23 protein-coding genes are annotated in these 26,045 nt (G+C 74.3%); 13 read left to right on the top strand and 10 right to left on the bottom strand.

The window, feature by feature from the left end; genetic code table 11:
- The first annotated feature begins 34 nt into the window (after nucleotides 1-34).
- The 6 genes from dacB (at nucleotide 35) to folE (ending at nucleotide 7,674) form a co-directional block, all read left to right on the top strand.
- Nucleotides 35-1,648, top strand: coding sequence for a D-alanyl-D-alanine carboxypeptidase/D-alanyl-D-alanine-endopeptidase (dacB, locus tag GL259_RS21585; protein ID WP_159535009.1), 1,614 nt, complete (start codon nucleotides 35-37; stop codon nucleotides 1,646-1,648).
- A 62-nt stretch (nucleotides 1,649-1,710) separates the two neighbouring features.
- On the top strand, nucleotides 1,711-2,844 hold the full coding sequence (locus GL259_RS21590) for a zinc-dependent metalloprotease (RefSeq protein WP_159535010.1): 1,134 nt from the start codon (nucleotides 1,711-1,713) through the stop codon (nucleotides 2,842-2,844).
- A 190-nt stretch (nucleotides 2,845-3,034) separates the two neighbouring features.
- Nucleotides 3,035-4,081, top strand: coding sequence for a tRNA lysidine(34) synthetase TilS (gene tilS / locus GL259_RS21595; RefSeq protein ID WP_159535011.1), 1,047 nt, complete (start codon nucleotides 3,035-3,037; stop codon nucleotides 4,079-4,081).
- Nucleotides 4,082-4,141: 60 nt separating this feature from the next.
- Nucleotides 4,142-4,702 (top strand): hypoxanthine phosphoribosyltransferase, encoded by a 561-nt coding sequence (hpt, locus tag GL259_RS21600; protein ID WP_016825215.1) that lies wholly within the window; start codon nucleotides 4,142-4,144, stop codon nucleotides 4,700-4,702.
- Nucleotides 4,703-4,890: 188 nt separating this feature from the next.
- Nucleotides 4,891-6,930: an ATP-dependent zinc metalloprotease FtsH gene (gene ftsH, locus GL259_RS21605; RefSeq protein ID WP_159535012.1), complete on the top strand. Its 2,040-nt coding sequence runs from the start codon at nucleotides 4,891-4,893 to the stop codon at nucleotides 6,928-6,930.
- 138 nt (nucleotides 6,931-7,068) lie between these two features.
- Nucleotides 7,069-7,674, top strand: a complete 606-nt coding sequence (gene folE, locus GL259_RS21610; protein ID WP_159535013.1) for a GTP cyclohydrolase I FolE — start codon at nucleotides 7,069-7,071, stop codon at nucleotides 7,672-7,674.
- Between the two features lie 19 nt (nucleotides 7,675-7,693).
- Here the strand turns inward: folE and GL259_RS21615 are convergent, their stop codons facing one another.
- The 5 genes from GL259_RS21615 to folP form a co-directional block, all read right to left on the bottom strand.
- On the bottom strand, nucleotides 7,694-8,182 hold the full coding sequence (locus tag GL259_RS21615) for a DUF3180 domain-containing protein (protein ID WP_159535014.1): 489 nt from the start codon (nucleotides 8,180-8,182) through the stop codon (nucleotides 7,694-7,696).
- A 56-nt stretch (nucleotides 8,183-8,238) separates the two neighbouring features.
- A complete protein-coding gene (gene folK / locus GL259_RS21620) occupies nucleotides 8,239-8,850 on the bottom strand; it encodes a 2-amino-4-hydroxy-6-hydroxymethyldihydropteridine diphosphokinase (RefSeq protein ID WP_159535015.1) in 612 nt (203 codons plus the stop codon).
- On the bottom strand, nucleotides 8,847-9,206 hold the full coding sequence (gene folB, locus GL259_RS21625; protein WP_159535016.1) for a dihydroneopterin aldolase: 360 nt from the start codon (nucleotides 9,204-9,206) through the stop codon (nucleotides 8,847-8,849). Before folB ends, folK begins: the two co-directional genes overlap by 4 nt.
- A gap of 146 nt (nucleotides 9,207-9,352) precedes the next feature.
- The gene (locus GL259_RS21630) at nucleotides 9,353-9,856 is read right to left on the bottom strand and encodes a nuclear transport factor 2 family protein (RefSeq protein ID WP_159535017.1); all 504 of its coding nucleotides are present in this window, start codon (nucleotides 9,854-9,856) and stop codon (nucleotides 9,353-9,355) included.
- Nucleotides 9,853-10,767 carry a dihydropteroate synthase gene (folP, locus tag GL259_RS21635; protein ID WP_159535018.1) on the bottom strand — a complete coding sequence of 305 codons (915 nt, stop codon included), beginning with the start codon at nucleotides 10,765-10,767 and terminating at the stop codon, nucleotides 9,853-9,855. Before folP ends, GL259_RS21630 begins: the two co-directional genes overlap by 4 nt.
- A 963-nt stretch (nucleotides 10,768-11,730) precedes the next feature.
- Between folP and GL259_RS21640 the strand changes: the two genes are divergently transcribed.
- Nucleotides 11,731-13,164, top strand: coding sequence for a hypothetical protein (locus GL259_RS21640; protein WP_243762354.1), 1,434 nt, complete (start codon nucleotides 11,731-11,733; stop codon nucleotides 13,162-13,164).
- Between the two features lie 132 nt (nucleotides 13,165-13,296).
- On the opposite strand, the gene GL259_RS21645 is transcribed toward GL259_RS21640, so the two are convergent.
- Both GL259_RS21645 and GL259_RS21650 read right to left on the bottom strand, forming a co-directional pair.
- Complete coding sequence (locus GL259_RS21645; protein WP_159535019.1) at nucleotides 13,297-14,631, bottom strand: PH domain-containing protein; 1,335 nt, start codon at nucleotides 14,629-14,631, stop codon at nucleotides 13,297-13,299.
- Nucleotides 14,628-15,131: a PH domain-containing protein gene (locus tag GL259_RS21650; RefSeq protein WP_159535020.1), complete on the bottom strand. Its 504-nt coding sequence runs from the start codon at nucleotides 15,129-15,131 to the stop codon at nucleotides 14,628-14,630. Before GL259_RS21650 ends, GL259_RS21645 begins: the two co-directional genes overlap by 4 nt.
- Before the next feature lie 31 nt (nucleotides 15,132-15,162).
- On the opposite strand from GL259_RS21650, the gene GL259_RS21655 reads away from it, so the two are divergent.
- A complete protein-coding gene (locus GL259_RS21655; RefSeq protein WP_159535021.1) occupies nucleotides 15,163-16,314 on the top strand; it encodes an NADH-quinone oxidoreductase subunit D in 1,152 nt (383 codons plus the stop codon).
- Nucleotides 16,315-16,326: 12 nt separating this feature from the next.
- On the opposite strand, the gene GL259_RS21660 is transcribed toward GL259_RS21655, so the two are convergent.
- Nucleotides 16,327-17,379 (bottom strand): SAM-dependent methyltransferase, encoded by a 1,053-nt coding sequence (locus tag GL259_RS21660; RefSeq protein ID WP_159538848.1) that lies wholly within the window; start codon nucleotides 17,377-17,379, stop codon nucleotides 16,327-16,329.
- 172 nt (nucleotides 17,380-17,551) lie between these two features.
- On the opposite strand from GL259_RS21660, the gene GL259_RS21665 reads away from it, so the two are divergent.
- Together GL259_RS21665 and GL259_RS21670 are read left to right on the top strand one after the other, a co-directional pair.
- The gene (locus tag GL259_RS21665) at nucleotides 17,552-18,754 is read left to right on the top strand and encodes a sensor histidine kinase (protein ID WP_159535022.1); all 1,203 of its coding nucleotides are present in this window, start codon (nucleotides 17,552-17,554) and stop codon (nucleotides 18,752-18,754) included.
- Nucleotides 18,755-18,822: 68 nt separating this feature from the next.
- Nucleotides 18,823-19,494 carry a response regulator transcription factor gene (locus tag GL259_RS21670; protein WP_159535023.1) on the top strand — a complete coding sequence of 224 codons (672 nt, stop codon included), beginning with the start codon at nucleotides 18,823-18,825 and terminating at the stop codon, nucleotides 19,492-19,494.
- A 145-nt stretch (nucleotides 19,495-19,639) separates the two neighbouring features.
- On the opposite strand, the gene GL259_RS21675 is transcribed toward GL259_RS21670, so the two are convergent.
- Together GL259_RS21675 and GL259_RS21680 are read right to left on the bottom strand one after the other, a co-directional pair.
- A complete protein-coding gene (locus tag GL259_RS21675; RefSeq protein WP_159535024.1) occupies nucleotides 19,640-20,746 on the bottom strand; it encodes a DUF5937 family protein in 1,107 nt (368 codons plus the stop codon).
- Between the two features lie 86 nt (nucleotides 20,747-20,832).
- Nucleotides 20,833-22,062, bottom strand: a complete 1,230-nt coding sequence (locus tag GL259_RS21680; RefSeq protein ID WP_159535025.1) for a beta-eliminating lyase-related protein — start codon at nucleotides 22,060-22,062, stop codon at nucleotides 20,833-20,835.
- A gap of 247 nt (nucleotides 22,063-22,309) precedes the next feature.
- Between GL259_RS21680 and GL259_RS21685 the strand changes: the two genes are divergently transcribed.
- The 3 genes from GL259_RS21685 (at nucleotide 22,310) to GL259_RS21695 (ending at nucleotide 26,044) form a co-directional block, all read left to right on the top strand.
- Nucleotides 22,310-23,263: a DUF2520 domain-containing protein gene (locus tag GL259_RS21685; RefSeq protein ID WP_159535026.1), complete on the top strand. Its 954-nt coding sequence runs from the start codon at nucleotides 22,310-22,312 to the stop codon at nucleotides 23,261-23,263.
- A gap of 70 nt (nucleotides 23,264-23,333) precedes the next feature.
- On the top strand, nucleotides 23,334-24,335 hold the full coding sequence (gene panC / locus GL259_RS21690) for a pantoate--beta-alanine ligase (protein WP_159535027.1): 1,002 nt from the start codon (nucleotides 23,334-23,336) through the stop codon (nucleotides 24,333-24,335).
- Entirely contained in the window at nucleotides 24,332-26,044 is a 1,713-nt protein-coding gene (locus GL259_RS21695; RefSeq protein WP_159535028.1) for an L-aspartate oxidase, read from the top strand. Before panC ends, GL259_RS21695 begins: the two co-directional genes overlap by 4 nt.
- Nucleotide 26,045 lies beyond the last annotated feature (1 nt).

The raw sequence follows: 26,045 nt of genomic DNA on the forward strand, positions 1-26,045 counted from the left end.
CCCTCACGCAGGTGTGTGATCGCGAAAGGGGCTGGTGGTCGTGCCGGAGCTGGGGCCTTGGCGGGCCGCGGGACCGCACGTCGTGCGGATCGCGGACGCCGTACGACCGCGTCTCGCCCGGGCCGCGGAGACCGTACGGTCGCGTCTCGCGCGCGTCGCCGCGGCCGCCGGGCCGCGGTTCGCGCGGCCGGACCGGCCGGAATCACCACGGGTCCCGCGGGTCGCGCGGCCGAAGACCTGGCGGTTCGTCGCGACCGCCGCCACCGCCGGTCTGGCGCTGGCCGCGGGAGCGGTGACCGCCGCCGGTCCCTGGGACTCCAACGGTCAGCGTACGTCCGAGCGGCACCGGGCCGTGGCCCTGGAAGCCGCGCGTGGCACAGATCACGCCCGCGCCCACGCCGGTACGCCGCCCCGCGGGCCCGAGGCCGCCCCGTCGGCCGCCTCCGTGCTCACCGGCCTCGGCTCCGCCGCCGTGCGGTCGGCGCCCGGCGACAAGGCGCTCACCGGCGTCCTCGGCCCGCTGCTGAAGACCCCGGCGCTCGGCCGCCGCTCCGCCGCCGTGGTCGACGTGGCCACCGGCGAGCGGCTGTACGGCACCGGCTCCGGCGACGCGCTCACCCCCGCCTCGACCACGAAGATCGCCACCGGCGTCGCCGCGCTCTCCGCGATGGGCGCCGACCACCGCCTCACCACCCGCGTCGTCTTCGAGCCCGACACCGAGGAGGTGGTGCTGGTCGGCGGCGGCGACCCCACCCTCACCGCCCGCAAGGAGGCCCACGGCCTCGCCAGCCTGCGCGACCTCGCCGGGCGCACCGCCGCCGCCCTGGCCAAGCGGGGCGTGCGCGAGGTGACCCTCTCCTACGACACGACGCTCTACCGGGGCACCGTGAACCACCCGATCGGGGTCAACCCCAACCTCGCCGCCGTCACCCCCCTGATGGCCGACGAGGCCCGCACCGACGACTCCACCAGCGGCCCCGCCCCGCGCGTCGCCGACCCCGCGGCCGACGCCGCCCGGAAGTTCGGCGCCTTCCTCGAGGAGCACGGCGTCGAGGCCACGCCCCCCGGCCGGTCGAAGGCCTCCACCCGCGCCTCCACTCTCGCCACGGTCTCCTCGCCGCCGCTGGGCGTCCTCGTCGAACGGATGCTGACCGGCAGCGACAACGACCTCGCCGAGGCCCTCGCCCGCCACACCGCCCTCGCCACCGGCGGGAGCGCCGACTTCGCCGGCGCCGGCGCGGCCGTCACCGCCCGGCTGAAGAAGCTCGGCCTGCCGGTGAAGGGCGCCGTCTTCAAGGACGGCAGCGGCCTCGACCGGGGCGGCCGGCTCACCGCCGACCTCCTCACCGCCCTGCTCGTGAAGGCCGGCGACCCCGACCGCCCCGAGCTGCGCCCGGTCCTCACCGGCCTGCCCGTGGCCGGCTTCACCGGCACCCTCGCCGGCCGCTACGCCGACGGGGCGGCCGGCGTCGTGCGCGCCAAGACCGGCACGCTCACCGGTGTGAACACCCTGGCGGGCACCGTCGTCGACCGGGACGGCAGGCTGCTGGCCTTCGCCTTCCTGGCGAACGGCACCACCGACCCGGCGGCGGCCCAGTCCGCCCTGGACGAGGCGGCCACGGCGCTGGCGGCGTGCGGCTGCCGGTGACCGCCCGCCCCGGCCGCCTCGCCGCCCTGCCCCGAACCCGGGCACTCACGTACCGTTGACGCATGACGAGCATCGGTGGTGCTGCCTCTTCCGGGATGGTCGACTGGAATCTCGCGGTCGCGACCGCGACCCGGCTCATGCGGCCGGGCCCCGACGTGAGCCGCGAGGAGGCCCGGGCCGTCGTCGCGGAGCTGCGCCGGCACGCGAAGGCCTCGGAGGAGCACGTCCGGGGCTTCACCCGGCTGGGCACCGAGGAGACCCACGACACACCCGTCCTCGTCGTCGACCGCCCCGGCTGGGTCCGGGCCAACGTCGCCGGCTTCCGCGAGCTCCTCAAGCCGCTCCTCGACAAGATGCAGGAACGCCGCGGCAGCAGCCCCGGCAACGCGGTCCTCGGCGCCGTCGGCGGCAAGGTCACCGGCGTGGAGCTGGGCATGCTGCTGTCCTTCCTCGCCTCCCGCGTGCTCGGCCAGTACGAGACCTTCGCCCCCGCCACCCGGGAGTTCCCGGCCGGGGAGAACGGCGGCGGCCGGCTGCTGCTCGTCGCCCCCAACATCGTCCACGTCGAACGCGAGCTCGACGTCGAACCGCACGACTTCCGCCTGTGGGTGACGCTGCACGAGGAGACCCACCGCACCCAGTTCACCGCCGTGCCCTGGCTGCGGGACCACCTGGAGGGCGAGATCCAGTCGTTCCTGGGGGAGACCGACGTCGATCCCATGACCGTCCTGGAGCGCGTCCGCGAGGCCGCCCAGTCCCTCGTCGGCGGCCGTCCCGAGGGCGAGGAGGGCGACGACGGGCACTCCCTCGTCGAGCTCGTGCAGACCCCCGCCCAGCGCGAGATCCTCGGCCGCCTCACCGCCGTGATGTCCCTGCTGGAGGGCCACGCCGACTTCGTGATGGACGGCGTCGGCCCCGAGGTCGTGCCGAGCGTCGCCGAGATCCGCGAGAAGTTCCAGCAGCGCCGCGCCAAGGGCGCCTCCCGCCTGGACCTCGCCCTGCGCAAGCTGCTCGGCCTGGACGCCAAGCTCCGCCAGTACCGCGACGGTGAACGCTTCGTGCGCGCCGTCGTGGAGGAGGTCGGCATGGACGGTTTCAACCGCGTGTGGACCTCGCCCAACACGCTCCCCACCAAGGCGGAGATCGCCAAACCGGCGGACTGGATCACACGGGTGCACCGCAAGCCCGAGGTGTGAGCCCCGCGCACGTCGTGAAGCGAATCCGGCCGACGGCATGCGGACGCCCCTTCAATCACCCGTCCGAGGGACCGTGAGCCATGGGTAGGCGTGCAATGCTCGGGTAACGGCCCGGTTCTGTCACCATCTACACACTCTGAGTGACCGACATCGGGTTCACCCCCCGAAAACTTCATGAAGGGAACCGGACATGGGTCCCCATCCTGCGGTCGCGGCGATACGCCTGGCGGTCCGCCGCGTCCTGAACGACATCCTCGACGACCACGGCGACGTCCCCGACGACCACGGTCGAACCCCCGGCCGGGCCCCGGACGAGCGTCCCCCCTCCCCGCTCGTGCTCGCGGCCTGCTCCGGTGGCGCCGACTCCATGGCGCTCGCCTCCGCCCTCGCCTTCGAGGCCCCCCGGCTCGGCGTCCGCGCCGGAGGCGTCACCGTCGACCACGGCCTCCAGGCCGGTTCCGACGTGCGCGCCGCCGAGGTCGTGCTGCGCCTGCGCGAACTCGGACTGGACCCGGTCGAGTCCGTCGCGGTCAGCGTCGGCCGCGGCGGCGGACCCGAGGCCGCCGCCCGGGACGCCCGCTACGCCGCCCTCGACGCCGCCGCCGAACGGCACGGCGCCGTGGCCGTCCTGCTCGGCCACACCCGCGACGACCAGGCCGAGACCGTCCTGCTGGGGCTCGCCCGCGGCTCCGGCATCCGCTCCCTGTCCGGAATGGCCGCGGTCTCGGGGGCCGACGGCCGTTACCGGCGCCCCTTCCTCCAGCTCGACCGGCAGACCGCCCGCAAGGCCTGCATGGTCCAGTCCCTCTCCGTCTGGGACGACCCGCACAACGCCGACCCGGCCTACACCCGCTCCCGCCTGCGCCACGAGGGCCTGCCCGCCCTGGAGAAGGCCCTCGGCAAGGGCGTCGTCGAGGCCCTCGCCCGCACGGCCCAGCTCTCCCGCGACGACGCCGACGCCCTCGACGCCTGGGCCGGCCGGGCCGCGGCCGGCGTCCGGGACGCCGACGGCCGTCTGGAGTGCGCCGGGCTGTACGCCCTGCCGCCCGCCGTACGCCGCCGCGTGCTGCGCCGCGCCGCCATCGAGGCCGGCGCCCCGGCCGGTTCCCTGTTCGCCCGCCACATCGAGGAAGTGGACCGGCTGATCACCGGCTGGCGCGGACAGGGGGCCATCAACCTCCCCGGCAAAGTCGTCGTCCGGCGCCAGGGTGGCAGACTGGTGATTCGGCAAGGCTGAATCCCCGCCCCCGGCAGCGCCGGGGACGGCACGGGACAGCCGGTGGGACGACCGAAAGTGATGCGGGTGGACGCGAAAGACATGGGTGCCGACCTCGAGAAGGTGCTCATCACCAAGGAAGAGATCGACGCCAAGCTGGTGGAGCTGGCCGCGAAGATCGACGCGGAGTACGCGGGCAAGGACCTGCTGCTCGTCGGCGTCCTCAAGGGCGCGGTGATGGTCATGGCCGACCTCGCCCGGGCACTGTCCACCCCCGTCACCATGGACTGGATGGCCGTATCCTCGTACGGGGCGGGTACCCAGTCCTCCGGTGTGGTGCGGATCCTCAAGGACCTCGACACCGACATCAAGGGCAAGCACGTCCTCATCGTCGAGGACATCATCGACTCCGGCCTGACCCTGTCCTGGCTGATCTCCAACCTCGGCTCGCGCGAGCCCGCCTCCCTCAAGGTGTGCACGCTGCTGCGCAAGCCCGAGGCCGCCAAGGTCGCCATCGACGTGGAATGGGCCGGATTCGACATCCCCAACGAATTCGTCGTCGGCTACGGCCTCGACTACGCCGAGAAGTACCGCAACCTCCCGTTCGTCGGTACGCTCGCGCCCCACGTCTACGGGGGCTGAGCCCCGGGGGCCCGCCCGCCGTACGGTGATCGGGAACCCCGGCGGGCTCGGCGGCGTTGGAGCATGCATGGACGCGTTTGCCGGCCGTCCCTCACAGCTTCGGGGGACAATGCTGGGGTACCGTCCGAAGAACAGCCTTTATCAAACTCACTATGGCAGGAGGGACGGGGCGGCACCGCTCCGTATGGATGGACGTGAAGCGATACTTCCGTGGGCCGGTCATGTGGATCGTGCTGGCCGTCCTTGCCGTGGTCGTGTTGATGCAGGTCGTCGGCTCGTCCGGCGGCTACAAGACGGTGGACACGGGCCAGGTCGTCCAGGCGATCAATGAGAACAAGGTCGAGTCGGCCAAGCTGACCACCGGCGACGAGCAGATCATCAAGGTCCAGCTCAAGGACGGCGTCAAGGTCGAGGACAGCTCGAAGATCCAGGCGAGCTACATCGGTGACCAGGGCGTCACCATCGCCAACACACTGCAGGACAAGTTCCAGAACGAGCAGATCCCGGACGGCTACACGGTCTCGCCGTCCAAGCAGAACCCGTTCGTGAGCATTCTGCTGTCCCTGCTGCCCTTCGTCCTCATCGTGGTCGTCTTCCTGTTCCTGATGAATCAGATGCAGGGCGGCGGCTCCCGCGTCATGAACTTCGGCAAGTCCAAGGCGAAGCTCATCACCAAGGACACCCCGAAGACGACGTTCGCCGACGTCGCGGGCTCGGACGAGGCGGTCGAGGAACTCCACGAGATCAAGGAGTTCCTGCAGGAGCCGGCCAAGTTCCAGGCCGTCGGCGCCAAGATCCCCAAGGGCGTGCTGCTCTACGGCCCGCCCGGCACCGGCAAGACCCTGCTCGCGCGTGCCGTCGCGGGCGAGGCCGGTGTCCCGTTCTACTCGATCTCGGGTTCCGACTTCGTCGAGATGTTCGTCGGTGTCGGTGCCTCCCGGGTCCGTGACCTGTTCGAGCAGGCCAAGGCCAACGCCCCCGCGATCGTCTTCGTCGACGAGATCGACGCGGTCGGCCGCCACCGCGGCGCCGGCCTCGGCGGCGGTCACGACGAGCGCGAGCAGACCCTGAACCAGCTCCTCGTCGAGATGGACGGCTTCGACGTCAAGGGCGGCGTGATCCTCATCGCCGCGACGAACCGCCCGGACATCCTCGACCCGGCCCTCCTGCGCCCCGGCCGCTTCGACCGCCAGATCGCGGTCGACCGCCCGGACATGCAGGGCCGGCTGGAGATCCTCAAGGTCCACCAGAAGGGCAAGCCGGTCGCCCCGGACGTCGACCTGTCGGCCGTCGCCCGCCGCACCCCCGGCATGACCGGTGCGGACCTGGCCAACGTGCTGAACGAGGCCGCGCTTCTGACCGCGCGCAGCGACCAGAAGCTGATCGACAACAAGATGCTGGACGAGGCGATCGACCGCGTGGTCGCGGGCCCGCAGAAGCGGACCCGGATCATGTCGGACAAGGAGAAGAAGATCACCGCGTACCACGAGGGCGGACACGCCCTGGTCGCGGCGGCCTCCCCGAACTCCGACCCCGTCCACAAGATCACCATCCTGTCCCGGGGCCGCGCCCTCGGCTACACGATGGTGCTCCCGGACGAGGACAAGTACTCCACGACCCGCAACGAGATGCTGGACCAGCTGGCCTACATGCTGGGCGGCCGCGCGGCCGAGGAGCTCGTCTTCCACGACCCGACGACCGGTGCCGCCAACGACATCGAGAAGGCCACCGGCCTGGCCCGCGCGATGGTCACGCAGTACGGCATGACCGAGCGTCTGGGCGCGATCAAGTTCGGCGGCGACAACACCGAGCCGTTCCTCGGCCGTGAGATGGCTCACCAGCGCGACTACTCGGAAGAGGTCGCCGCGCTGGTCGACGAAGAGGTCAAGAAGCTCATCGAGACCGCGCACAACGAGGCGTGGGAGATCCTGGTCGAGAACCGCGACGTCCTCGACAACCTGGTCCTGGCCCTCCTGGAGAAGGAGACGCTGGGCAAGGAGGAGATCGCCGAGATCTTCGCGCCGATCGTCAAGCGCCCGCCCAGGCCCGCCTGGACCGGCTCCTCCCGCCGTACGCCGTCGACCCGCCCGCCGGTCCTCTCCCCCAAGGAGCTGGCCCTGACGAACGGGGCGAACGGCGCGACGCCGGCGATCACCACCGCCAAGAGCACCACGGTGGAGCCCGCCCCGGCGCCCGAGCGGACCGCGGAGGACCGCCCCGAGAGCTGATCCGAGGCTCCCGCCGGGCCCACCGGGCCCGGAATGACCGCCGCGCCCCCCTGGTTCTAGCCTGGGGGGCGCGGCATTCGCGTACCGCAGTTGAGACGCGTGCCCCTCACGCGTGAAGGCACAGGAACGAGGCACCCCATGACCGACCCCGTGACGCTGGACGGCATAGCCCCCATCGGCGAGTTCGACGAGAAGCGGGCCGAGAACGCCGTGCGCGAGCTCCTGATCGCGGTCGGCGAGGACCCGGACCGCGAGGGGCTCCTGGAGACTCCGGCGCGGGTGGCGCGGGCGTACAGGGAGATATTCGCGGGTCTGTGGCAGAAGCCCGAGGACGTGCTGACGACGACGTTCGACCTCGGCCACGACGAGATGGTGCTCGTGAAGGACATCGAGGTGTACTCGACCTGTGAGCATCACCTGGTGCCGTTCCGGGGCGTGGCGCACGTCGGGTACATCCCGTCCACCAGCGGGAAGATCACGGGTCTGTCCAAGCTGGCCCGGCTCGTGGACGTCTACGCCCGCCGCCCGCAGGTGCAGGAACGACTCACCACGCAGATCGCGGACTCCCTGATGGAGATCCTGGAGCCGCGCGGGGTGATCGTGGTCGTGGAGTGCGAGCACATGTGCATGTCGATGCGCGGCATCCGCAAGCCCGGCGCGAAGACCATCACCTCGGCGGTGCGCGGTCAGCTGCGGGACGCGGCGACGCGCAACGAGGCGATGAGCCTGATCATGGCGCGCTGACGGCTCGTCCCCGGTCGCCTCATCCGGCCGGGGTGACCCCCGCGCCGTTGTTCTCGTCGTCCTCCGGGAGCTTGCAGACGCGCTCCAGGAAGATGGCCGCCGCTATGACGGCGATGCCCGCCAGGACCGAGAAGCCGGCGTAGACGGCCTGGTCCCGGCGGGCGGGGATGTCCAGGGATTCCAGGAGGAAGACGCCGGTGCCGCCGTACATGCCGGCGACGAGGGCGGCGACCAGGGCGCTGGCCTGACCGAAGACGACCGCGCGGGCCGCCATCAGGGGGTCGACGCCCTTGGCCTCGGGGCGGCGCTCGCGCTGGGCCCTGAGACGGGCGCGCAGCGAGAGGGCCGTGGCCGCGAGGACCACGGCGATCAGGGCGAGGACGATGGGCGCGGCCACGGGCACGCTCGGCAGGGTCCCCAGGGAGTTCCACAGACGGGCGCCGGCCCAGGACAGGATCCCGGCGACGACGAAGACGCCCGCCAGCACCCTGATGCGCAGCTCTTTCACGGTGTCCCCTCGGATTCCCCCGGTGCCCCGGAATGTGATCGTGTCGACCTTAACGGCTATTCCGGCAGCCGGAGTTCCAGGTCCTTGCGGAGGGTGACGCCCTCGCGGGCGACCGTGCCGAGGAGATCGCCGACCCGTCCGCGGCCGGGGAGTTCCGCCCCGGGATCGACGTCGTGCCAGGGCGCGAGCACGAAGGCGCGTTCGTGGGCGCGGGGGTGGGGGAGCGTGAGGTGCGGGTCGTCGGAGCGGACGTCCGCGTAGGAGACGATGTCCACGTCGAGGGTGCGGGGGCCCCAGCGCTCGTCCCGGACCCGGTGGAAGGCGTCCTCGACGGCGTGCGCCCGCTCCAGCAGGGAGGACGGGGGCAGGGTGGTCCTGAGGACCACGACCGCGTTGAGGTACGAGGGCTGGCTGCCGGGCTCGACGCCCCACGGCTCCGTCTCGTAGACCGGGGAGACGGCCTTGACCCGGACGCCCGGGGTGTCCTCCAGGGCGTCGACGGCCCCCTGGAGGGTCTCCAGACGGTTGCCGAGGTTGGCGCCGATGGACACCACGGCCCGCTTCGGATTGTGCAGGGTGGCGTCGGCGGCGTCGACCTGCTCGACCACGGAGGCGGGGACGGGCTGAACGGTCGGGTCGGTGTGGCCCGGGGTGGACGGCCTGGTCATACGCGGCTCCGGATGATGGTGACGGTCACGTCGTCGAAGGGCACGGTGATCGGCGCGTCCGGTTTGTGGACGCAGACCTCGACCTCCTGCACCACGTCGTGCTTCAGGCAGACCCGGGCGATGCGCTCGGCGAGGGTCTCGATGAGGTCCACGGGATCGCCCTCGACGACCGCCACGACCTCCTCCGCCACGATGCCGTAGTGCACGGTCCTGGTCAGGTCGTCGTCGGCCGCGGCCGGCCGGGTGTCCAGGCCGAGGACGAGGTCCACCACGAAGGTCTGGCCCTCCTCGCGCTCCTTGGGGAACACACCGTGGTGCCCGCGGGCCCTCAGGCCGCGCAGCGCGACACGATCCACGCGAATCACTCCTGCAGTCGTCGGTCCGGCCGGTCGGCGCCGCGTGCGGGCGGCACACCGGCCGGAGTCGAGGCTACCCGCGGGCACCGGCGGGTCCGGACCAGCGGGGCGCCTCTCCTTGTGGGCCTTGTGGTCCCCCTACCCGTTCAGGAGGGGGTGTCGTCGTCCTCCTCCTCGTCGGTCTCGGCGAGGACCGGGGAGGCGTGGTGGGACCAGAGCTTCCAGCCGCCGGGGGTGCGCCGGAACACGTTGGTGGCGACGACGAGCTGGCCGACCAGGGGGCCGAGCTCCTCGCCGGCCTCGGGGGCGGGGCCGCCGCTGAGGATGTTCTCGCTGCAGGTCACCACGGCGGTGTCGCCGGTGACCGAGACGTGCACGTCGGTGAGGAAGAACTGGATGTAGTCGGTGTTCGCCATGATCAGGGCGTACGACCTCAGGACCTCGCCGCGTCCGGTGAGCACGGGCCAGCCGGGGTGCACGCAGGAGACCACACCGGCGTCCGCCGGGTCGTGGTACGTCTCGTCGACGCCGAGGTCGGCAGGGGTGAGCCAGAGCGACGCCACCTCCTCGAAGTCGCCCCGTTCGAGTGCCTCGTAGAAGGCGGTGTTGGCGGCCTCGACCTGCTCGACGTCGGTGTGGGGTGCGGTCACCGGGCTCCTTCTGCGCCGTGTGCGCCGGATTCGGGGGGAGTGCCGTCCGGTGTGCGCGCCTGTTCGACGGCGCGCACGACGCGCACGGCGTCGGCGGTCGCGCGGACCTCGTGCACGCGGACCGCCCACGCGCCGGCCTGCGCGGAGAGGGCGGAGACGGCGGCGGTGGCGGCGTCGCGTTCGCGGGCGGGCGGGGGCGTGCCGTCCGCGTCGGCCAGGACGCGGCCGAGGAACCGCTTGCGGGAGGCGGCGACCAGCAGCGGGTGGCCGAGGCCCAGGAGCCGGTCGAGGCGGGCCAGGAGGGCGAGGTCGTGGTCGGTGTCCTTGGAGAACCCCAGGCCGGGGTCGACGATCACGCGGTCGGCGGCTATGCCGCCCTCCAGCACGGCCTCCACGCGTGCGCGCAGCTCGTCGACGACCTCGGTGACGACGTCCGCGTACTCGCCCCGGACGTTGCCGCCCTCGAGGAAGCCGCGCCAGTGCATGACGACGAAGGGGGCGCCGGCGGCGGCGACGACACCGATCATGGCGGGGTCGGCGAGGCCGCCGCTGACGTCGTTGACGATCGCGGCACCGGCCGCGAGGGACTGCTCGGCGACGGACGCGCGCATGGTGTCGACGGAGACGGCGACGCCCTCGGCGGCGAGGCCGCGGACCACGGGGATGACGCGCCTGAGCTCCTCGGCCTCGTCGACGCGGGTGGCGCCGGGGCGGGTGGACTCGCCGCCGACGTCGACCAGGTCCGCACCCTGGGCGACCAGGTCGAGGCCGTGCTTGACGGCGGTCGTCGTGTCGAACCAGCGGCCGCCGTCGGAGAAGGAGTCGGGCGTCACGTTCACGACCCCCATGACCGCGCAGCGGTCCCAGTGAGGAAGGCCGGCGACCCGGGGGCGTCCGCTGTGGTTGCTCATACGTTCAGCGTAGGCCCAGGGCGGTGCGCGGGTGCCGTCAGGCCGGACGGACGACGCCTTCGGGCCACCGTGCGGATCCGGCCCGCCGCCGGCCCCGTGCGCGGCGGCGACGGGACGGTCGCCGCCGGCGGACCGGCGGCGCGGCCCGGCGCCACGGGGGAACCGCGCGGTGCCGCGTGCACACGGTGGTGCCGGGAGCGGGGGAGGACGTCCGCGGCGGTGCCGGGGCCCACCGGGGCGCGGGCCCGGCCGACGACGGGGCCGCCCCGGGACGCGGGCCGCGCGGCGGCCGGCGTACGCCGCGCACGGCGGGGCCGCCCCGCGGCCGGTCCGCGGGCCGCGGAATCCGGCCCGGTCTTTCCCGCCCTTCCCCGCGGACATCGCGTCCCGTGGTTCTGCCGGTTCTGCGAAAGGCCTGGGAACCGGCGCCGATTCGGGCGTCCGGCGACATCGCGTTCGGGTATCGGGCGACAACACGCCTTACGGGCGACGGTTTCGGGGGAGAGGTTCACCGCGTGCTTACCGCGACGCGCCGGACACTTCCCTTCCGGCCACCGGCGGCGAGCCGGACGAGTCCCCCTGCTCGGACAAGTCCCACCACAAGGAATCCCACCACCCACAAGGGCCCCCGCAAGGGCGCGCCGAAGTTGTCGGGCGGGGGAAGGGAACCGGACGCACGCGGATCCCGCCGGCCGTCCGCGGAAAGCGGGGGCGCGACTGCGGTGCCCGGCGACGGGGATTCCGGCAGCGCCGGAGCGGTCCGGCGGGCGCCCGGAGACGGGGCGGGACCGCCCGGGCGCGCTGCGGGGAACCCGCCGGCGAAGAAAATGATCTTGGCAATTCCGGCGGCGTGTCCATTCACGTTCGGCGCGAGTTCGCTGATGCCCTGTGAAACCCTCGACGTGGCTTTGTTTTTACGGGGCGGGGCACCATCATTCGCCTACGCGCGGTAAGTTTCTGGCCATGCCACGTGGACGTCACCGTCATTCCCCGCCCCTGCACAGGATGCTGCCCCCGTCGGCGATCGCAGGCGTCTCCGTCGTCTGCGCCCTGGGGCCCTGGGTGTTCACGCAACCGATGGTGCTCCGTGTCCTGGCCGCGGCCGCCGCGGTCACGGCGGTCGTCGGTGCGGTCGTCATGCGGCACTGGGACGTCCAGGCGGGCAAACGCGTCGCCGACCTCACCCGCGCGCGTGCGAGCGACGAGTGGCGTTTCGAGGAGCGGGTCGCCGAACTGGAGTCCGATCTCGAGGAGTCGCGCGAGCTGCGCGCGAAGCTGGAGCAGCGGCTGCGCGCCAAGCGCACGGAGCTCGCCGGGCTGCGCAACGAGCACGCGGCACTGCTGCGGCGGTACGCCGCGGCGGAGGCCGACCGGGCGAGCGTCCTGGAGGACCGCCGGGTGCTCGAGATCGAGGCCTCGGTCCCGGCCCGCGCGCTGCCGGCGGGGGCGTCGGCGGCCGCGTCCGCAGCGGAGTCCGCCCAGCAGCGGCCCGCGGAGGGGCCCGCGGAGGCGGCGTCCGTGCCGGCGGCCAGGCGCGGGAGCGGGACGGCGGCCGACGGCGGGACCGCCGCCGGGGAGGCGGCCGCGAGCGGCGACACCGACACGGAGCCGACGATTCCGTCGGTCTTCTCGCCGGAGGGCTCCCGGCTGTTCCTGCGGGCCGGCGCGGCGCTGGCACGGTTCGGCGCGGCCCGCGGCGAAGCCGCTGACGAGGTCACCGGGACCGCCGGGTCCGCCGAGCCGGCCGGATCCCCGGAGCCCTCCGGGAGCAACGAGTCCGCCGGCGACGACGCCGACCCCGCCATAGCGGCGCAGGCCGACGACGGCGCGGCGGCGCAGGCCGACGACGCCCCCCGCGGCGCCGGTGCGCCGGAGGACGCCGGAACCCCGCGGCGGGACGGCTCCCCGGAGGGGGCCCGGATCCCCGAGGACGACGGCCCCGGGCCCGCGCGGAAGCGGAAGCCGGAGCAGGCATCCGAGGCCGGGACCGAGGAGCAGGAAGGGGCGGCCGGCGAGCACGGGCACGCGAGCGCGTCCCCCGCCCCGGCCGCCGCTCCGGACCGGTCCGCGCGGCAGCCCTCCGGGCACTTCACCGTGCCGACCGCGGTGGCGGTCGTACCGCCGGCGGCGCCCGCGCGGCGTCCGGTGCCCGACGGCGGGTTCGACTTCTTCGGCACGAAGAAGGACACCGGCCGGTCCGCCGTGGAGGCCGTGCAGAACGAGGACCTGGCCGACGTCGTCGGGCCGGAGGCGCTCGCCCTGCACAAGGCCGAGACGGAGGCGCGGTTCAAGCCCGCCGACGAGGACGCGCGCGGGATCGGGCAGGTCATCGACCTGACGGCGCACGACGAGACGGAGCCGATCGACGTCCAGGGGCTGCGCAGCGCGGCCTCCTGAAGCACCGGTCACACGGACGGGGACGGGGTCCCGCACGGACGACGTGCGGGACCCCGTCGGCGTCCCGCGCCGTCCCGCGCCCCTTCTCGGCGCGCCCGCACGCGCGTGTGCACCGGCCGGAGGGGCGGGCCCCTAGGCCATCCAGCGGTCCGGGCGGGCGTCCCTGCGGCCCGTGCGGGAGCGCTCCGCCTGGGCCCGCAGCAGGTCCGCCGCCTCACCGGCGTCCCGGAGGCGGGCCGTCACCGACTTGTTCGCCCCGGTGTCCACATGGACGTCGGCGACGCCCCGGGCCCGCTGCCAGGGCCCCTGGACCAGCCGTACGCTCTGCACCTTGGCGTGCGGCACCAGGGCCAGGCTCCGCCGCAGCAGCCCGTGGCGGGCGGCGAACACCGCGTCGGTGACGGCGAGTCCGTAGCCGCGCCACCAGAGCGGCACGCACCACCGCGCGCGCCGCGGCGGCCGGGTGAGCGCCTCGCGCGGCGGCACGCTCACCCCGGGCAGCACCCGCGCGACGACCGCCTCGGCGATCTCGCGGGGAGCGACCGGCAGCAGCAGGGAGTTGGACGACCCCGCCACGTCCAGCTCCACGCGCACCCAGCCCCGCCGCCGCCACAGCAGCGGCTCGACGACGCGCACGGTCTGCACGCGCCCCGGCGGAACCGTCTCGTGCGCCCGGTCCAGCAGCCCGTGGTCGATGCGCAGCCCGTCGGGCGACTCGCCCACGGTCCAGTCGTACTCGGTGACGAACCGGCCCACACTGCTCGCGCCCGCCGCGCCGAGCAGCGGAACGGCGGCGGCGAGCAGTGTCCACAGGCTGTGGGTGACCGTCCACAGCAGCGGCAGCACGACGGCGGCGACGACGAGCCACCCCCAGGTCGCGCCGGTCAGCACCAGGGCGGCGGCGAGGACGCCCGGCGGCACCCGCAGCATCCGCCGGGACGGCGCCTCGCCGACCTCGTGCGCGGTCTCGGGCGCGAAACCGGCCGCCCGCGCGAGCAGTTCGGCGCGCAGCGCGCGCGCCTCGTCGGCGCCCAGGAAGGCGAGTTCGTCCTTCTTGTCGGTGCCTATGACGTCGAGCTTGAGCTTCGCCACGCCCGCGACCCGCGCGAGCAGCGGCTGGGTGACGTCGACGGCCTGGATCCGCTCCAGCCGGATGTGCGCGGTGCGCCGGAACAACAGCCCGGTGCGGATGCGCAGTTCGCTGTCGGTCACCGCGAAGTGGGTGAACCACCACGTCAGGAAGCCGTAGAGGGCGGCGGCGGGGAGGAGGACGGCGAGACCGATCAGCACGGTGGCGGGCGTCAGCCGGGTCAGCTGGCGCTGCGCCTGGTCGGGATCGTGCAGCGCCCACCCGATCAGCACCGCGACGGGCGCCCACGCCCGCCTGAGCGGCGTGACGGGGTGCAGCCGCCGCTCGTCCACGGGGCGCCGCCCACGCACGTCCTCGTGGACGCCGGGGGCCGTCACAGCCCCGCCGATCGGGCCTCGCCCAGTTCGGTGAGCCGGTCGCGCAGCCGCTCCGCCTCGGCCGGGTCGAGGCCGGGGATGGTCGCGTCGGTCGCCGCGGCCGCCGTGTGCAGCTGCACGCTGGCCAGGCCGAAGTACCGTTCGACGGGCCCGGAGGCGACCTCGACCAGCTGCATCCGCCCGTACGGCACGACCGTCTCCTGGCGCCACAGGACGCCCCGGCTGATCAGCAGGTCGTCGGCGCGCTCGGCGTACCGCCAGGAGCGCCAGTTGCGCTCCAGCAGCACCCAGCCCCAGGCCGTCAGGGCCAGCGGCAGCACCGCGAAGAGGGCCCAGCCGGGCCCGGCCAGCAGTCCCGGGACCAGGGCGGTGGCCAGGGTCAGCAGCCCCAGCCACACCACCAGCATCAACCGCCGCATGCGCAGCAGCCCCGGGGGCAGCGCGATCCACACCGGCTCACCGTCCGCGGTCCCCGTGCCGTGCACGCTCCCCGTCTCCATGGGGCCAGCGTACGTAGGGGAGACTGTGTTCATGACTCCTACGACGGAGACCATGGTCGGTATCGGCGGCGCCGCGGAGAGCACCGACATGGTGCTCAACATCGGGCCCCAGCACCCGTCCACGCACGGGGTGCTGCGCCTGAAGCTGGTCCTGGACGGCGAGCGCATCGTCCGCGCGGAGCCGGTGATCGGCTACATGCACCGGGGCGCGGAGAAGCTGTTCGAGGCGCGCGACTACCGTCAGATCATCATGCTGGCCAACCGCCACGACTGGCTGTCGGCCTTCTCCAACGAGCTGGGCGTGGTCCTCGCCGTGGAGCGGATGCTCGGCATGGAGGTCCCCGAGCGCGCGGTGTGGCTGCGCACGCTGCTCGCGGAGCTGAACCGGGTGCTCAACCACCTGATGTTCCTCGGCTCCTACCCGCTGGAACTCGGCGGCATCACCCCGATCTTCTACGCCTTCCGGGAGCGCGAGGAGCTCCAGCACGTCATGGAGGAGGTCTCCGGCGGGCGGATGCACTACATGTTCAACCGCGTCGGCGGCCTCAAGGAGGACCTCCCGGCCGGGTGGACGGCGCGCGCGCGGGCCGCCGTCGCCGACGTCCGCTCCCGCATGGACCGCTTCGACGACCTGGTGCTCGGCAACGAGATCTTCCGGGGCCGCACGCGCGGCGTCGGCGTCCTGTCCCCGGAGGCCGTGCTCGCGTACGGGGTGAGCGGGCCGATCGGGCGCGCCTCGGGACTCGACTTCGACCTGCGCCGCGACGAGCCGTACCTCGCCTACGGCGAGCTGGGGGACGTCCTGAAGGTGGTGACCCGGCAGGAGGGCGACTGCCTCGCCCGCTTCGAGTGCCTCCTGGAGCAGACCCACAACGCCCTCGACCTCGCCGGCGCCTGCCTCGACCGGCTCGCCGAGCTGCCCCCGGGACCGGTCAACCAGCGGCTCCCGAAGGTGCTCAAGGCACCCGAGGGACACACCTACGCGTGGACCGAGAACCCGCTCGGCCTCAACGGCTACTACCTGGTCAGCAAGGGCGAGAAGACCCCGTACCGGCTGAAGCTGCGCTCGGCGTCCTACAACAACATCCAGGCGCTCACCGAGCTGCTGCCGGGGACGCTGGTCGCCGACATGGTGGCGATCCTGGGGTCGATGTTCTTCGTGGTGGGCGACATCGACAAGTGACCCCGGCCGGGGTCAGCCGGCGAGCACGTCCGGGATCCCCACCGGCTGCACCAGCCACGTGAAGTCGCCGAGCCCGCCCGGCGCGGTGAGCTCGGCGGCCTGGGAGGCGCCCGCGAGGGCGCGCACGTACCCGGCGGGGTCGGTGGACGCCAGCGCGAGCGGCGGACGGCCGCCGGTGAGGCCCAGGGCGTGCAGGGCGTCCCGCTGGGACAGCAGGCGGGTGCCGGGGAGCGGGCAGGCCGCGGCGCAGGCGTCCAGGGCGACGTGCGCGGTGATGTCGCACGACCCGTCCGGCACGGGCGTCGTCTCCCGTCCCTCCCGGAAGCCGGTGAGCGTCCCGAACGGCGGCCGCGCGCCGGCCGCGTGCGCGTAGTCGACGGCGACGGCGAGCCCCCGCGCGAGCGTCCCGGCCGCCGCGGCCCAGGCCCGGTCGCGGGGCAGCCCGATCTCCGCCCGCAGCCCCTCCACGTCCCCCGGCGGCCACCACCGCGCCAGCCACCGCGCCCCGTCGCCCGCGACCGGGTCGCCGAGCCGTTCCGTCCCGTCCCCCCGCACCAGCACCAGCCGGGGCACGCCCGCCGGGTCCACCTCCACGACGTCCACGGGCACGTTGTCCAGCCACTCGTTGGCGAAGAGCAGCCCCGTGACGCGCTCCGGGGGTTCGGCCCGCCACTCGATCCGGTGATCGAGCCCGGCGGGACGGCCGGCCAGCTCGACCGCGCGGGCGCGCACCCGGTCCGCCACCTCGGCGGGCAGCGCGGCGAGCACACCGGTGACCAGTTCCCCCCGCCCGGCGGCCATGTCCACGAAGTCGAGCACCGCCGGCCGCCCCAGCGCCTCGTCGACCCGGCACAGCAGGCGCGCCACGGCCCCGGCGAACAGCGGCGAGGCGTGCACGGCCGTGCGGAAGTGCCCGGCCGGGCCCTCGGGCCTGCGGTAGAAGCCGCCCGGCCCGTACAGCGCGGCCAGGGCCGCCTCGCGCCAGCCGCGCCAGCCGTCCCGGTCACCCCCGCCGTCCCGGCCGCCCCGGTCGTCGTCCGCGGTCCCTGCCGTCACCGGTGCCACCCGCCTTCCGCCGCCGTCGCCACCGGTGTCACTCGCCTGTCGTGCCGTGGTCACCGGACCACATTAGGGGCACGGACACACCGGGCCTCCACCTTGCGGAGTACGCGTGCCGACCGGGGATCGGCCCTCCGGTTGACCCCTGCACGCATTTCGCTTCCCTACGCTGGGTTACGTGCAGCGCCTCTATGACTTCCTCCGCAGGCACCCGGCATGGGTCGACGGCTTCTGGGCCGTGGTCCTGTTCGGGATTTCGGTGCTCGGCGGAGCGAGCACGGAGGAGTCCCGGGGCACGGAACTGCCGGCCCTCACCGTGCCGGTCATGCTGCTGCTGTCGCTGGTCGTCGCGCTGCGCCGGCGGATGCCGGAGCGGATGCTGCTCCTCGCCCTCGCGGTGGGCGCGGGCCAGCTGATCATGGACGTCGCGACGGTGCCCGCCGACTTCGCCCTGCTGGTGATCGTCTACACGGTCGCGGCGATCGGCGCCCGCTGGGCCTCCCGCCTGGCGCTGGCCGCCGGCCTGTGCGCCGCCCCGCTGGCACAGGTGCGCTGGCCCAACGAGGACGTGGGCATGGCGACCAACCTCGCCGTGGTGATCTTCCAGACCGTGCCCTTCGCCCTCGCCTGGGTGCTCGGCGACTCCATCCGCACCCGCCGCGCCTACTTCGCACAGCTGGAGGAGCGCGCCGCCCGGCTGGAGAAGGAGCGCGAGGCGCAGGCCAAGGTGGCGGTCGCCGCCGAACGCGCCCGGATAGCGCGCGAGCTGCACGACGTCGTCGCGCACAACGTGTCGGTGATGGTGGTGCAGGCCGACGGCGCCGCCTACGTCCTCGACGCCGCGCCCGACCAGGCGAAGAAGGCCCTGGAGACCATCTCCTCCACCGGCCGGCAGGCCCTCGCCGAGATGCGCCGCCTGCTCGGCGTGCTGCGCACCGGCGAGCACCAGGAGGCCGGGGAGTACGTGCCGCAGCCCGACGTGCGGCAGATCGAGGACCTCGTCGAGCAGTGCCGGGACTCCGGACTGCCCGTGGACTTCAGGGTCGAGGGCACCCCGCGCCCGCTGCCCAGCGGCGTCGAGCTCACCGCGTACCGCATCGTGCAGGAGGCGCTCACCAACACCCGCAAGCACGGCGGCCCCGACGCGGGTGCCAGCGTGCGCCTGGTGTACTTCGACGACGGGCTGGGCCTGCTCGTCGAGGACGACGGCAAGGGCGCCCCGCACGAGCTGTACGAGGAGGGCGGCTTCGACGGCCGGGGCCACGGCCTGATCGGCATGCGCGAGCGGGTCGGCATGGTCGGCGGCACCCTGGACGCGGGTCCGCGCCCCGGCGGAGGATTCCGCATCAGCGCCCTGCTGCCGCTCAAACCCGCGCACTGACCGCCTGCGCACGCCCCGCGTTGACACCTGTAACAGCCGTAGTGCCCGTACCCACGGAAGAGGACCCGATGACGATCCGCGTGATGCTCGTCGACGACCAGGTGCTGCTGCGCACCGGGTTCCGGATGGTGCTCGCCGCCCAGCCGGACATGGAGGTCGTGGCGGAGGCGGGCAACGGCGTCGAGGCCCTGGAGGTGCTGCGGTCCGCCGCCGTCGACGTGGTGCTGATGGACGTCCGCATGCCGAAGCTCGACGGGGTGGAGACGACCCGCCGGATCTGCGCGGACACCGACCCGCCGAAGGTGCTGATCCTGACCACCTTCGACCTCGACGAGTACGCCTTCTCCGGGCTGAAGGCGGGTGCCTCCGGCTTCATGCTCAAGGACGTGCCGCCGGGCGAGCTGCTCGCCGCGATCCGCGCGGTGCACAGCGGCGACGCCGTGGTCGCCCCGTCCACCACCCGGCGGCTCCTGGACCGCTTCGCGCCGATGCTGCCGAGCGCGGGCGGGCAGCCCGAGCACAAGGAGCTGGGGCGGCTCACCGAGCGCGAGCGGGAGGTCATGGTGCTGGTCGCGCAGGGCCTGTCCAACGGCGAGATCGCGGCCCGGCTGGTGCTGTCCGAGGCGACGGTGAAGACGCACGTGGGCCGCATCCTGACCAAGCTGGGCCTGCGGGACCGGGTGCAGGTGGTGGTCCTCGCCTACGAGACGGGACTGGTGCGGGCGGGCGGACACGGCTGACCGGACGGCCGCGCGCCGGCCCGCCGCGCGGACCCGGCCACGGCGTACGCCCCTTCACCCTCCCCGCCGGGCGCGCGACGGCGCTGCGGCGGCTGCGCGGGTCCCCGGCACGTCCGCCCCGGCGGGCGGGCGCGGGTGCGCGCCCTCAGCGCAGGATCCCCTCCAGGAAGTCGCTGCCGAGCCGGGCCACGACCGTCACGTCCAGCTGGTGCAGCACGTACCGCCCGCGGCGGCGCGTGGTGACCAGGCCGGCCTTCTTGAGCACGCCCAGGTGCCGGGATATCTCCGGCGCCGTCATGCCGTGCACCTGCGCCAGCTCGCTGGTGGTGTACGCGCTGCGGGCCAGGTGGCGGCACAGGCGCATGCGGACCGGATGGGACAGCGCCGTCATCCGCAGGGCCAGCTGCTCGACCGTCGGCGGGGCGGCGAGCTCGGGGGAGCCGACCGGATAGTGCAGCACCGGCTGCCAGCCGTACCGGTGCAGCACCATCAGGTGCGGCCAGCCCAGGCTGGTGGGGATCAGCAGCAGCCCGCCGTCCCCGGTGGCGGTACGGCCGTCGCCCAGCTTGTCGACGGTGATCCGGCCGGCGGCCTCGTCGAGCGTCACCGCCGGGGACACCGCCGCCAGCGCCTCGGCCAGGCCCTTGTGCCGCAGCAGGTCGGTCTTGTGGCGGGTGTCCGCGGCGAGCTGGTGGCGCAGCCGGGACCAGGTCTCGGCGAAGAACGCCTCGTCGCAGTCCTGGAGGAACTGCCGCAGCCAGGCCCGGATCCGCGGCGGGTCGGCCAGCAGCCGCTCGGTGAACCGGACCTGGCGCGGCCCCCGCGCGGCGGCCAGCTCCAGCGAACGCCGGCGCAGGCCCTCGTCGGTGAGCGGTCCCGGACCCGGCGTGCCGTAGGGGAGCGCGCAGGTGAACTCCAGGGCCGCGTCCACGAACTGCTCGTCCGACAGCTTGTCCAGCAGGTCCAGCTCCTCGGTGAGCGTCCCGCCCGGCAGCGCGCCGCCGCCCGGCAGCCCCGCGCACGGCAGGAACAGGTCCGAGAACGTCGTCCGCCACAGGAAGTCGGCCTCGCACATCCGGTCCGCCAGGTGCGGGTCGAGCCGCGCGGTCACGCCGGTCACCCAGCCCTGGAGGCCCGGATGGTGCCCCGGCTCGGACAGCGCGTGCAGCGCCATGCCGAGCTCGGCCAGCGGAGAGGGCACGACGACGGCTCTCTCCGGCCGCAGCCCCGCGACATCGATGCTCACGCTCATGCCCACATGGTGCACCCCGCCGCCGGCGACGCCGTCCACGATTGACGGCCCCCGTCAATCGACGGGGCCTCCCGCCGGAGCCGGGACTACGCCGGATCGCCCCCGGTCAGCCGCCGCGCGAACTCCGCCGCCGCCGTCCGCACGTCGTCGGCCGTCAGTTCCAGTCCCGCCGACCGCACGTACACCTCGGTGAAGGACAGGCCCGGCCCCTTCGGGTCCCAGTGGTTGGCGAACAGCGCGGTCCCCGTCTCCTCGGCCGACCGGATCGCCGCCTCCGCGGCGACCTCGGCGTCGTACGGGAGCCACACCTGGAAGTCGTGCGTGTGCGGCACCTCGGGGTGGACGCGGGACCAGGGCAGTCCGCCCGCCGCGAGGCCCTCGCGCAGCGCGGCGGCCACCACGCGCGCGTGGGCGACGTACTCCGGCAGCCGGGGCAGCTCCCGGTCCAGGCCGACGAGGGCCGACAGGGCGGTGGGGAACTGCTGGAAGACGTTGCCGCCGTACCGGTGCCGCCAGGCCCTCGCCTCCTCCACCAGGGCCGCCGGGCCGGCGAGCGCCGCACCGCCGAAGGCGTCGAGGGACTTGTAGAACGACACGTAGACGCTGTCCGCGAGGCCCGCTATCTCCGCCAGCGGCCGGCCGAAGTGCTCGGTGCACTCCCACAGGCGGGCCCCGTCGAAGTGCACGACCGCCTCGCGTTCCCGTGCCGCCTCCACCACCCCGGTCAGCTCCTCCCAGGTGGGCAGCACGAAACCGGCGTCCCGCAGGGGCAGCTCCAGCATCAGCGCGCCGAAGGGCTCCTCGAGGTCGCGCACCTCGGCGGCCGTGGGCAGCCGGGGCTCGCTCGTCACCCGCACCGGCCGCAACCCGCTGACCTGGCTCAACGCGTTCCGCTCGTACACCTCGGGATGGCTCAGCGCGTGCAGGGCGACCGCCGGGTTCCCGGTGCGGCCCGCCCAGCAGCGCAGGGCCACCTGCTGGGCCATGGTGCCGGTCGGGAAGAACGCGGCGGCCTCGGTGCCGAGCAGTTCGGCGACCCGCCCCTCCAGGGCCCCGACGACGCCGTCGCCGTAGACGTCGCACGTCTCGTCGAGGTCGTACACGCTCCCCGCCGCCTCCAGCAGGGCCAGCCGCTCCCGGAGCGGGGCCAGGAAACCGAGGCGAGCCGGCACGCGCGGGGCGCGGCGCCAGGCGGCGATCCTCCGTTCGCGCAGCGTCGGGGGTGTCCGGTCGCCGGCCCCGGGGCCGGACGGCCGTTCGTCCCGCACCGTCGTGTCGCTCGTGCCTTCCGCCGTGTCACTCATGGCCGCGATCATCCCGCGCCGCCGTCCGCGCGGGCATCCGCATTTCCGCGCACGAGCGCGCCGGGTTCCCGCGCACGAGGCACGAGCGCGCCGGGTTCCCGCGCACGAGCGCGCCGGGTTCCCGCACACGCGTGTGCCGCGGCGGCGTACGGAAACCCACAGCCTGTGGACAACCGACCACCGCCGGAACCGATCGCGTTAACATGACGAGAAATCGTCCGGTACCCCGAGCGGACTGGAACGGGAAGGCCGCCGTCGCGTGAACACAACCCCACAGCCAGATCCCAGGGACCGTCCCGCGCGGCTCACCGTCGGCGTCGTCGGCGCCGGACGCGTGGGCCCCGCCCTGGCCGCGTCCCTCCAGCTCGCCGGGCACCGGCCGGTGGCCGTCTCCGCGGTCTCCGACGCCTCCCGCCGGCGCGCCGGGCAGATGCTCCCCGACGTGCCGGTGGTGCCGCCCGCCGACGTCCTCGAGCGGTCCGAGCTGGTCCTGCTGACGGTGCCGGACGACGCCCTGCCCGGCCTCGTCGCCGGGCTCGCCGACACCGGCGCGGTGCGGCCGGGGCAGCTCCTCGTGCACACCTCCGGGCGGTACGGCGCGAAGGTGCTCGACCCCGCCCTGCGGGCCGGTGCGCTGCCGCTGGCCCTGCACCCCGCGATGACCTTCACCGGCACCCCGGTCGACGTGCAGCGCCTCGCCGGGTGCTCCTTCGGCGTCACCGCGCCCGAGGAACTGCGGCTGGCCGCCGAGGCCCTCGTGATCGAGATGGGCGGCGAGCCGGAGTGGATCGCCGAGGAGAACCGCCCGCTGTACCACGCGGCCCTCGCCCTGGGCGCCAACCACCTGGTCACCCTCGTCGCCCAGTCCCTGGAGCTGCTGCGCGCCGCCGGCGTCGGGGCCCCCGACCGGATGCTCGGCCCGCTGCTCGGCGCCGCCCTGGACAACGCACTGCGCTCCGGTGACGCGGCCCTCACCGGCCCGGTCGCGCGCGGTGACGCGGGCACGGTCGCCGCGCACGTCGCCGAACTGCGCAGGCACGCCCCGCAGACCGTGGCCGGCTACCTGGCGATGGCCCGCGCGACCGCCGACCGGGCGCTCGCCCACGGACTGCTGAAGCCGGAACTCGCCGAGGACCTCCTCGGGGTACTCGCCGACGGAGCCGCCGGCACCGACGGCCCGGAAAGCCCGGACGGCACGGGGGAGACCCGATGAGCCCCGCCGGCCGCCCCGCCCCCCACCACAGCCGCACCACGACGCGCGCGTCCCGGAACGGAGCCGCCCGATGACCACCACCCTGCTGCGCACCGCCGGTGAACTGCACGCCCGCGCGCGTACCGGCCGCCGCGCCGTCGTGATGACCATGGGCGCCCTGCACGAGGGCCACGCCACACTGATCCGCACCGCGCGCGAGATCGCCGGTCCAGAGGGCGAGGTCGTGGTCACCGTGTTCGTCAACCCGCTGCAGTTCGGCGCGGGCGAGGACCTGGACCGCTATCCGCGCACCCTGGACGCCGACCTCAAGCTCGCCGAGCAGTCGGGCGCCGACGCCGTCTTCGCCCCCGCCGTCGACGAGGTCTACCCGGGCGGCGAGCCCCAGGTCCGGATCAGCGCCGGCCCCATGGGCGAACGCCTCGAGGGCGCCGCCCGTCCCGGCCACTTCGACGGCATGCTCACCGTCGTCGCCAAGCTGCTCCACCTCACCCGCCCCGACGTCGCCCTCTACGGCCAGAAGGACGCCCAGCAGCTCGCCCTGATCCGGCGCATGGTGCGGGACCTGAACTTCGGCGTCGAGATCGTCGGCGTGCCCACCGTCCGCGAGGAGGACGGGCTCGCCCTGTCCAGCCGCAACCGCTACCTCTCGCCCCGGGAGCGGCGCACCGCGCTCGCCCTGTCCCGGGCGCTGTTCGCGGGCCGGGACCGGCACGCCGCCCAGGAGGCGCTGCGCGCGCGGGCCCGCGAAGTGCCCACCTCGCGCGCGCGGGTCGAGGCGCTCAGCGCCATGGGGGAGTCCCGCGCGGCGGCCGACGCGCACGCCGTCGCCGCCACCACCGCCGGCGGCCCGGCGGCCGTCCGCGCCGCCGCCCGCCTGGTCCTCGACGAGGCCGCCCGCCTCGACCCGCCCCTCGCCCTGGACTACCTGGCCCTGGTCGACCCGTCCGACTTCACCGAGATCGGCGACGACTTCACCGGCGAGGCCGTCCTCGCCGTGGCCGCCCGGGTGGGCACCACCCGCCTGATCGACAACGTCCCCCTGACCTTCGGAACGTTCGGAGCCGCCTCGTGACCAGCACAGGCATACGACTGCACGCGCCCGCGCCCGGGTGGTCCATCGCCGCGGACGTCGTGGTCGTCGGCTCCGGCGTCGCCGGCCTCACCGCGGCCCTGCGCTGCGAGGCCGCCGGCCTGACCACCGTGGTCGTCACCAAGGCCCGGCTCGACGACGGCTCCACCCGCTGGGCCCAGGGCGGCATCGCCGCGGCCCTCGGCGAGGGCGACACCCCCGAGCAGCACCTGGACGACACCCTGGTCGCGGGCGCCGGCCTGTGCGACGAGGAGGCGGTCCGCCTCCTCGTCACCGAGGGCCCCGACGCCGTACGCCGCCTGATCGCCACCGGCGCGCAGTTCGACGAGTCCGCCGAGGGCGGTCTGGAGCTCACCCGGGAGGGCGGCCACCACCGCCGCCGCATCGCCCACGCGGGCGGCGACGCCACCGGCGCCGAGATCTCCCGCGCCCTGGTCGAGGCGGTCCGCGCGCGCGGGATGCGCACCATCGAGAACGCGCTCGTCCTGGACCTCCTCACGGACGCCGACGGCCGCACCGCCGGCGTCACCCTGCACGTCATGGGCGAGGGCCAGCACGACGGCGTGGGAGCCGTCCACGCCCCGGCCGTCGTCCTGGCCACCGGCGGCATGGGCCAGGTCTTCTCCGCGACCACGAACCCCGCCGTCTCCACGGGCGACGGCGTGGCCCTCGCCCTGCGCGCGGGCGCCGAGGTGAGCGACCTCGAGTTCGTCCAGTTCCACCCCACCGTCCTCTTCCTCGGACCCGACGCGGAGGGCCAGCAGCCCCTGGTCTCCGAGGCGGTCCGCGGCGAGGGCGCCCACCTGGTGGACGCCGACGGCGTGCGCTTCATGGCCGGGCAGCACGAGCTGGCCGAACTCGCGCCCCGGGACATCGTCGCCAAGGGCATCATGCGCCGCATGCGGGAGCAGGACGCCGAGCACATGTACCTCGACGCCCGCCACTTCGGCGCCGAGATGTGGGAGCACCGCTTCCCGACGATCCTCGCCGCCTGCCGCGCCCACGGCATCGACCCGGTCACCGAGCCCGTCCCGGTCGCCCCGGCCGCCCACTACGCCTCCGGCGGCGTCCGCACCGACTCCCACGGCCGCACCACCGTCCCCGGCCTGTACGCGTGCGGCGAGGTCGCCTGCACCGGCGTGCACGGCGCCAACCGCCTGGCCTCCAACTCCCTCCTGGAGGGACTGGTCTACGCCGAGCGCATCGCCGCCGACATCGCCGCCGGCCGGGACACCCTCCACGCGCGCGTGCCGCAGCCCCTCCCGCAGTCCGACCGTCCCGCGCACCCCCTCCTCCCCCCGGAGGCCCGCTTCGCCATCCAGCGGACCATGACCGCGGGAGCCGGCGTCCTGCGCTCCGCCGCGTCCCTCTCCGAGGCCGCCGACCGGTTGCACCACCTGCACGCCGAAGCCCGCGACGCCCTCGAGGAGAACGGCAAGACCGCCGAGCCCGGCGTCGACACCTGGGAGGCCACCAACCTCCTGTGCGTGGCCCGCGTCCTGGTCGCCGCCGCGCGGCGGCGCGAGGAGACCCGCGGCTGCCACTGGCGCGAGGACCGCCCCGAGCGCGACGACGCGGCCTGGCGCCGCCACATCGTCGTACGGCTGAATCCGGACCGATCGCTGGCGGTGCGCACCACCGACACCACAGACTTCCCCCCGACCCTCCCTCACCAGGCCCAGGAGCAGTGAC

Source organism: Streptomyces sp. Tu 3180 (assembly GCF_009852415.1).
GTDB lineage: Bacteria > Actinomycetota > Actinomycetes > Streptomycetales > Streptomycetaceae > Streptomyces.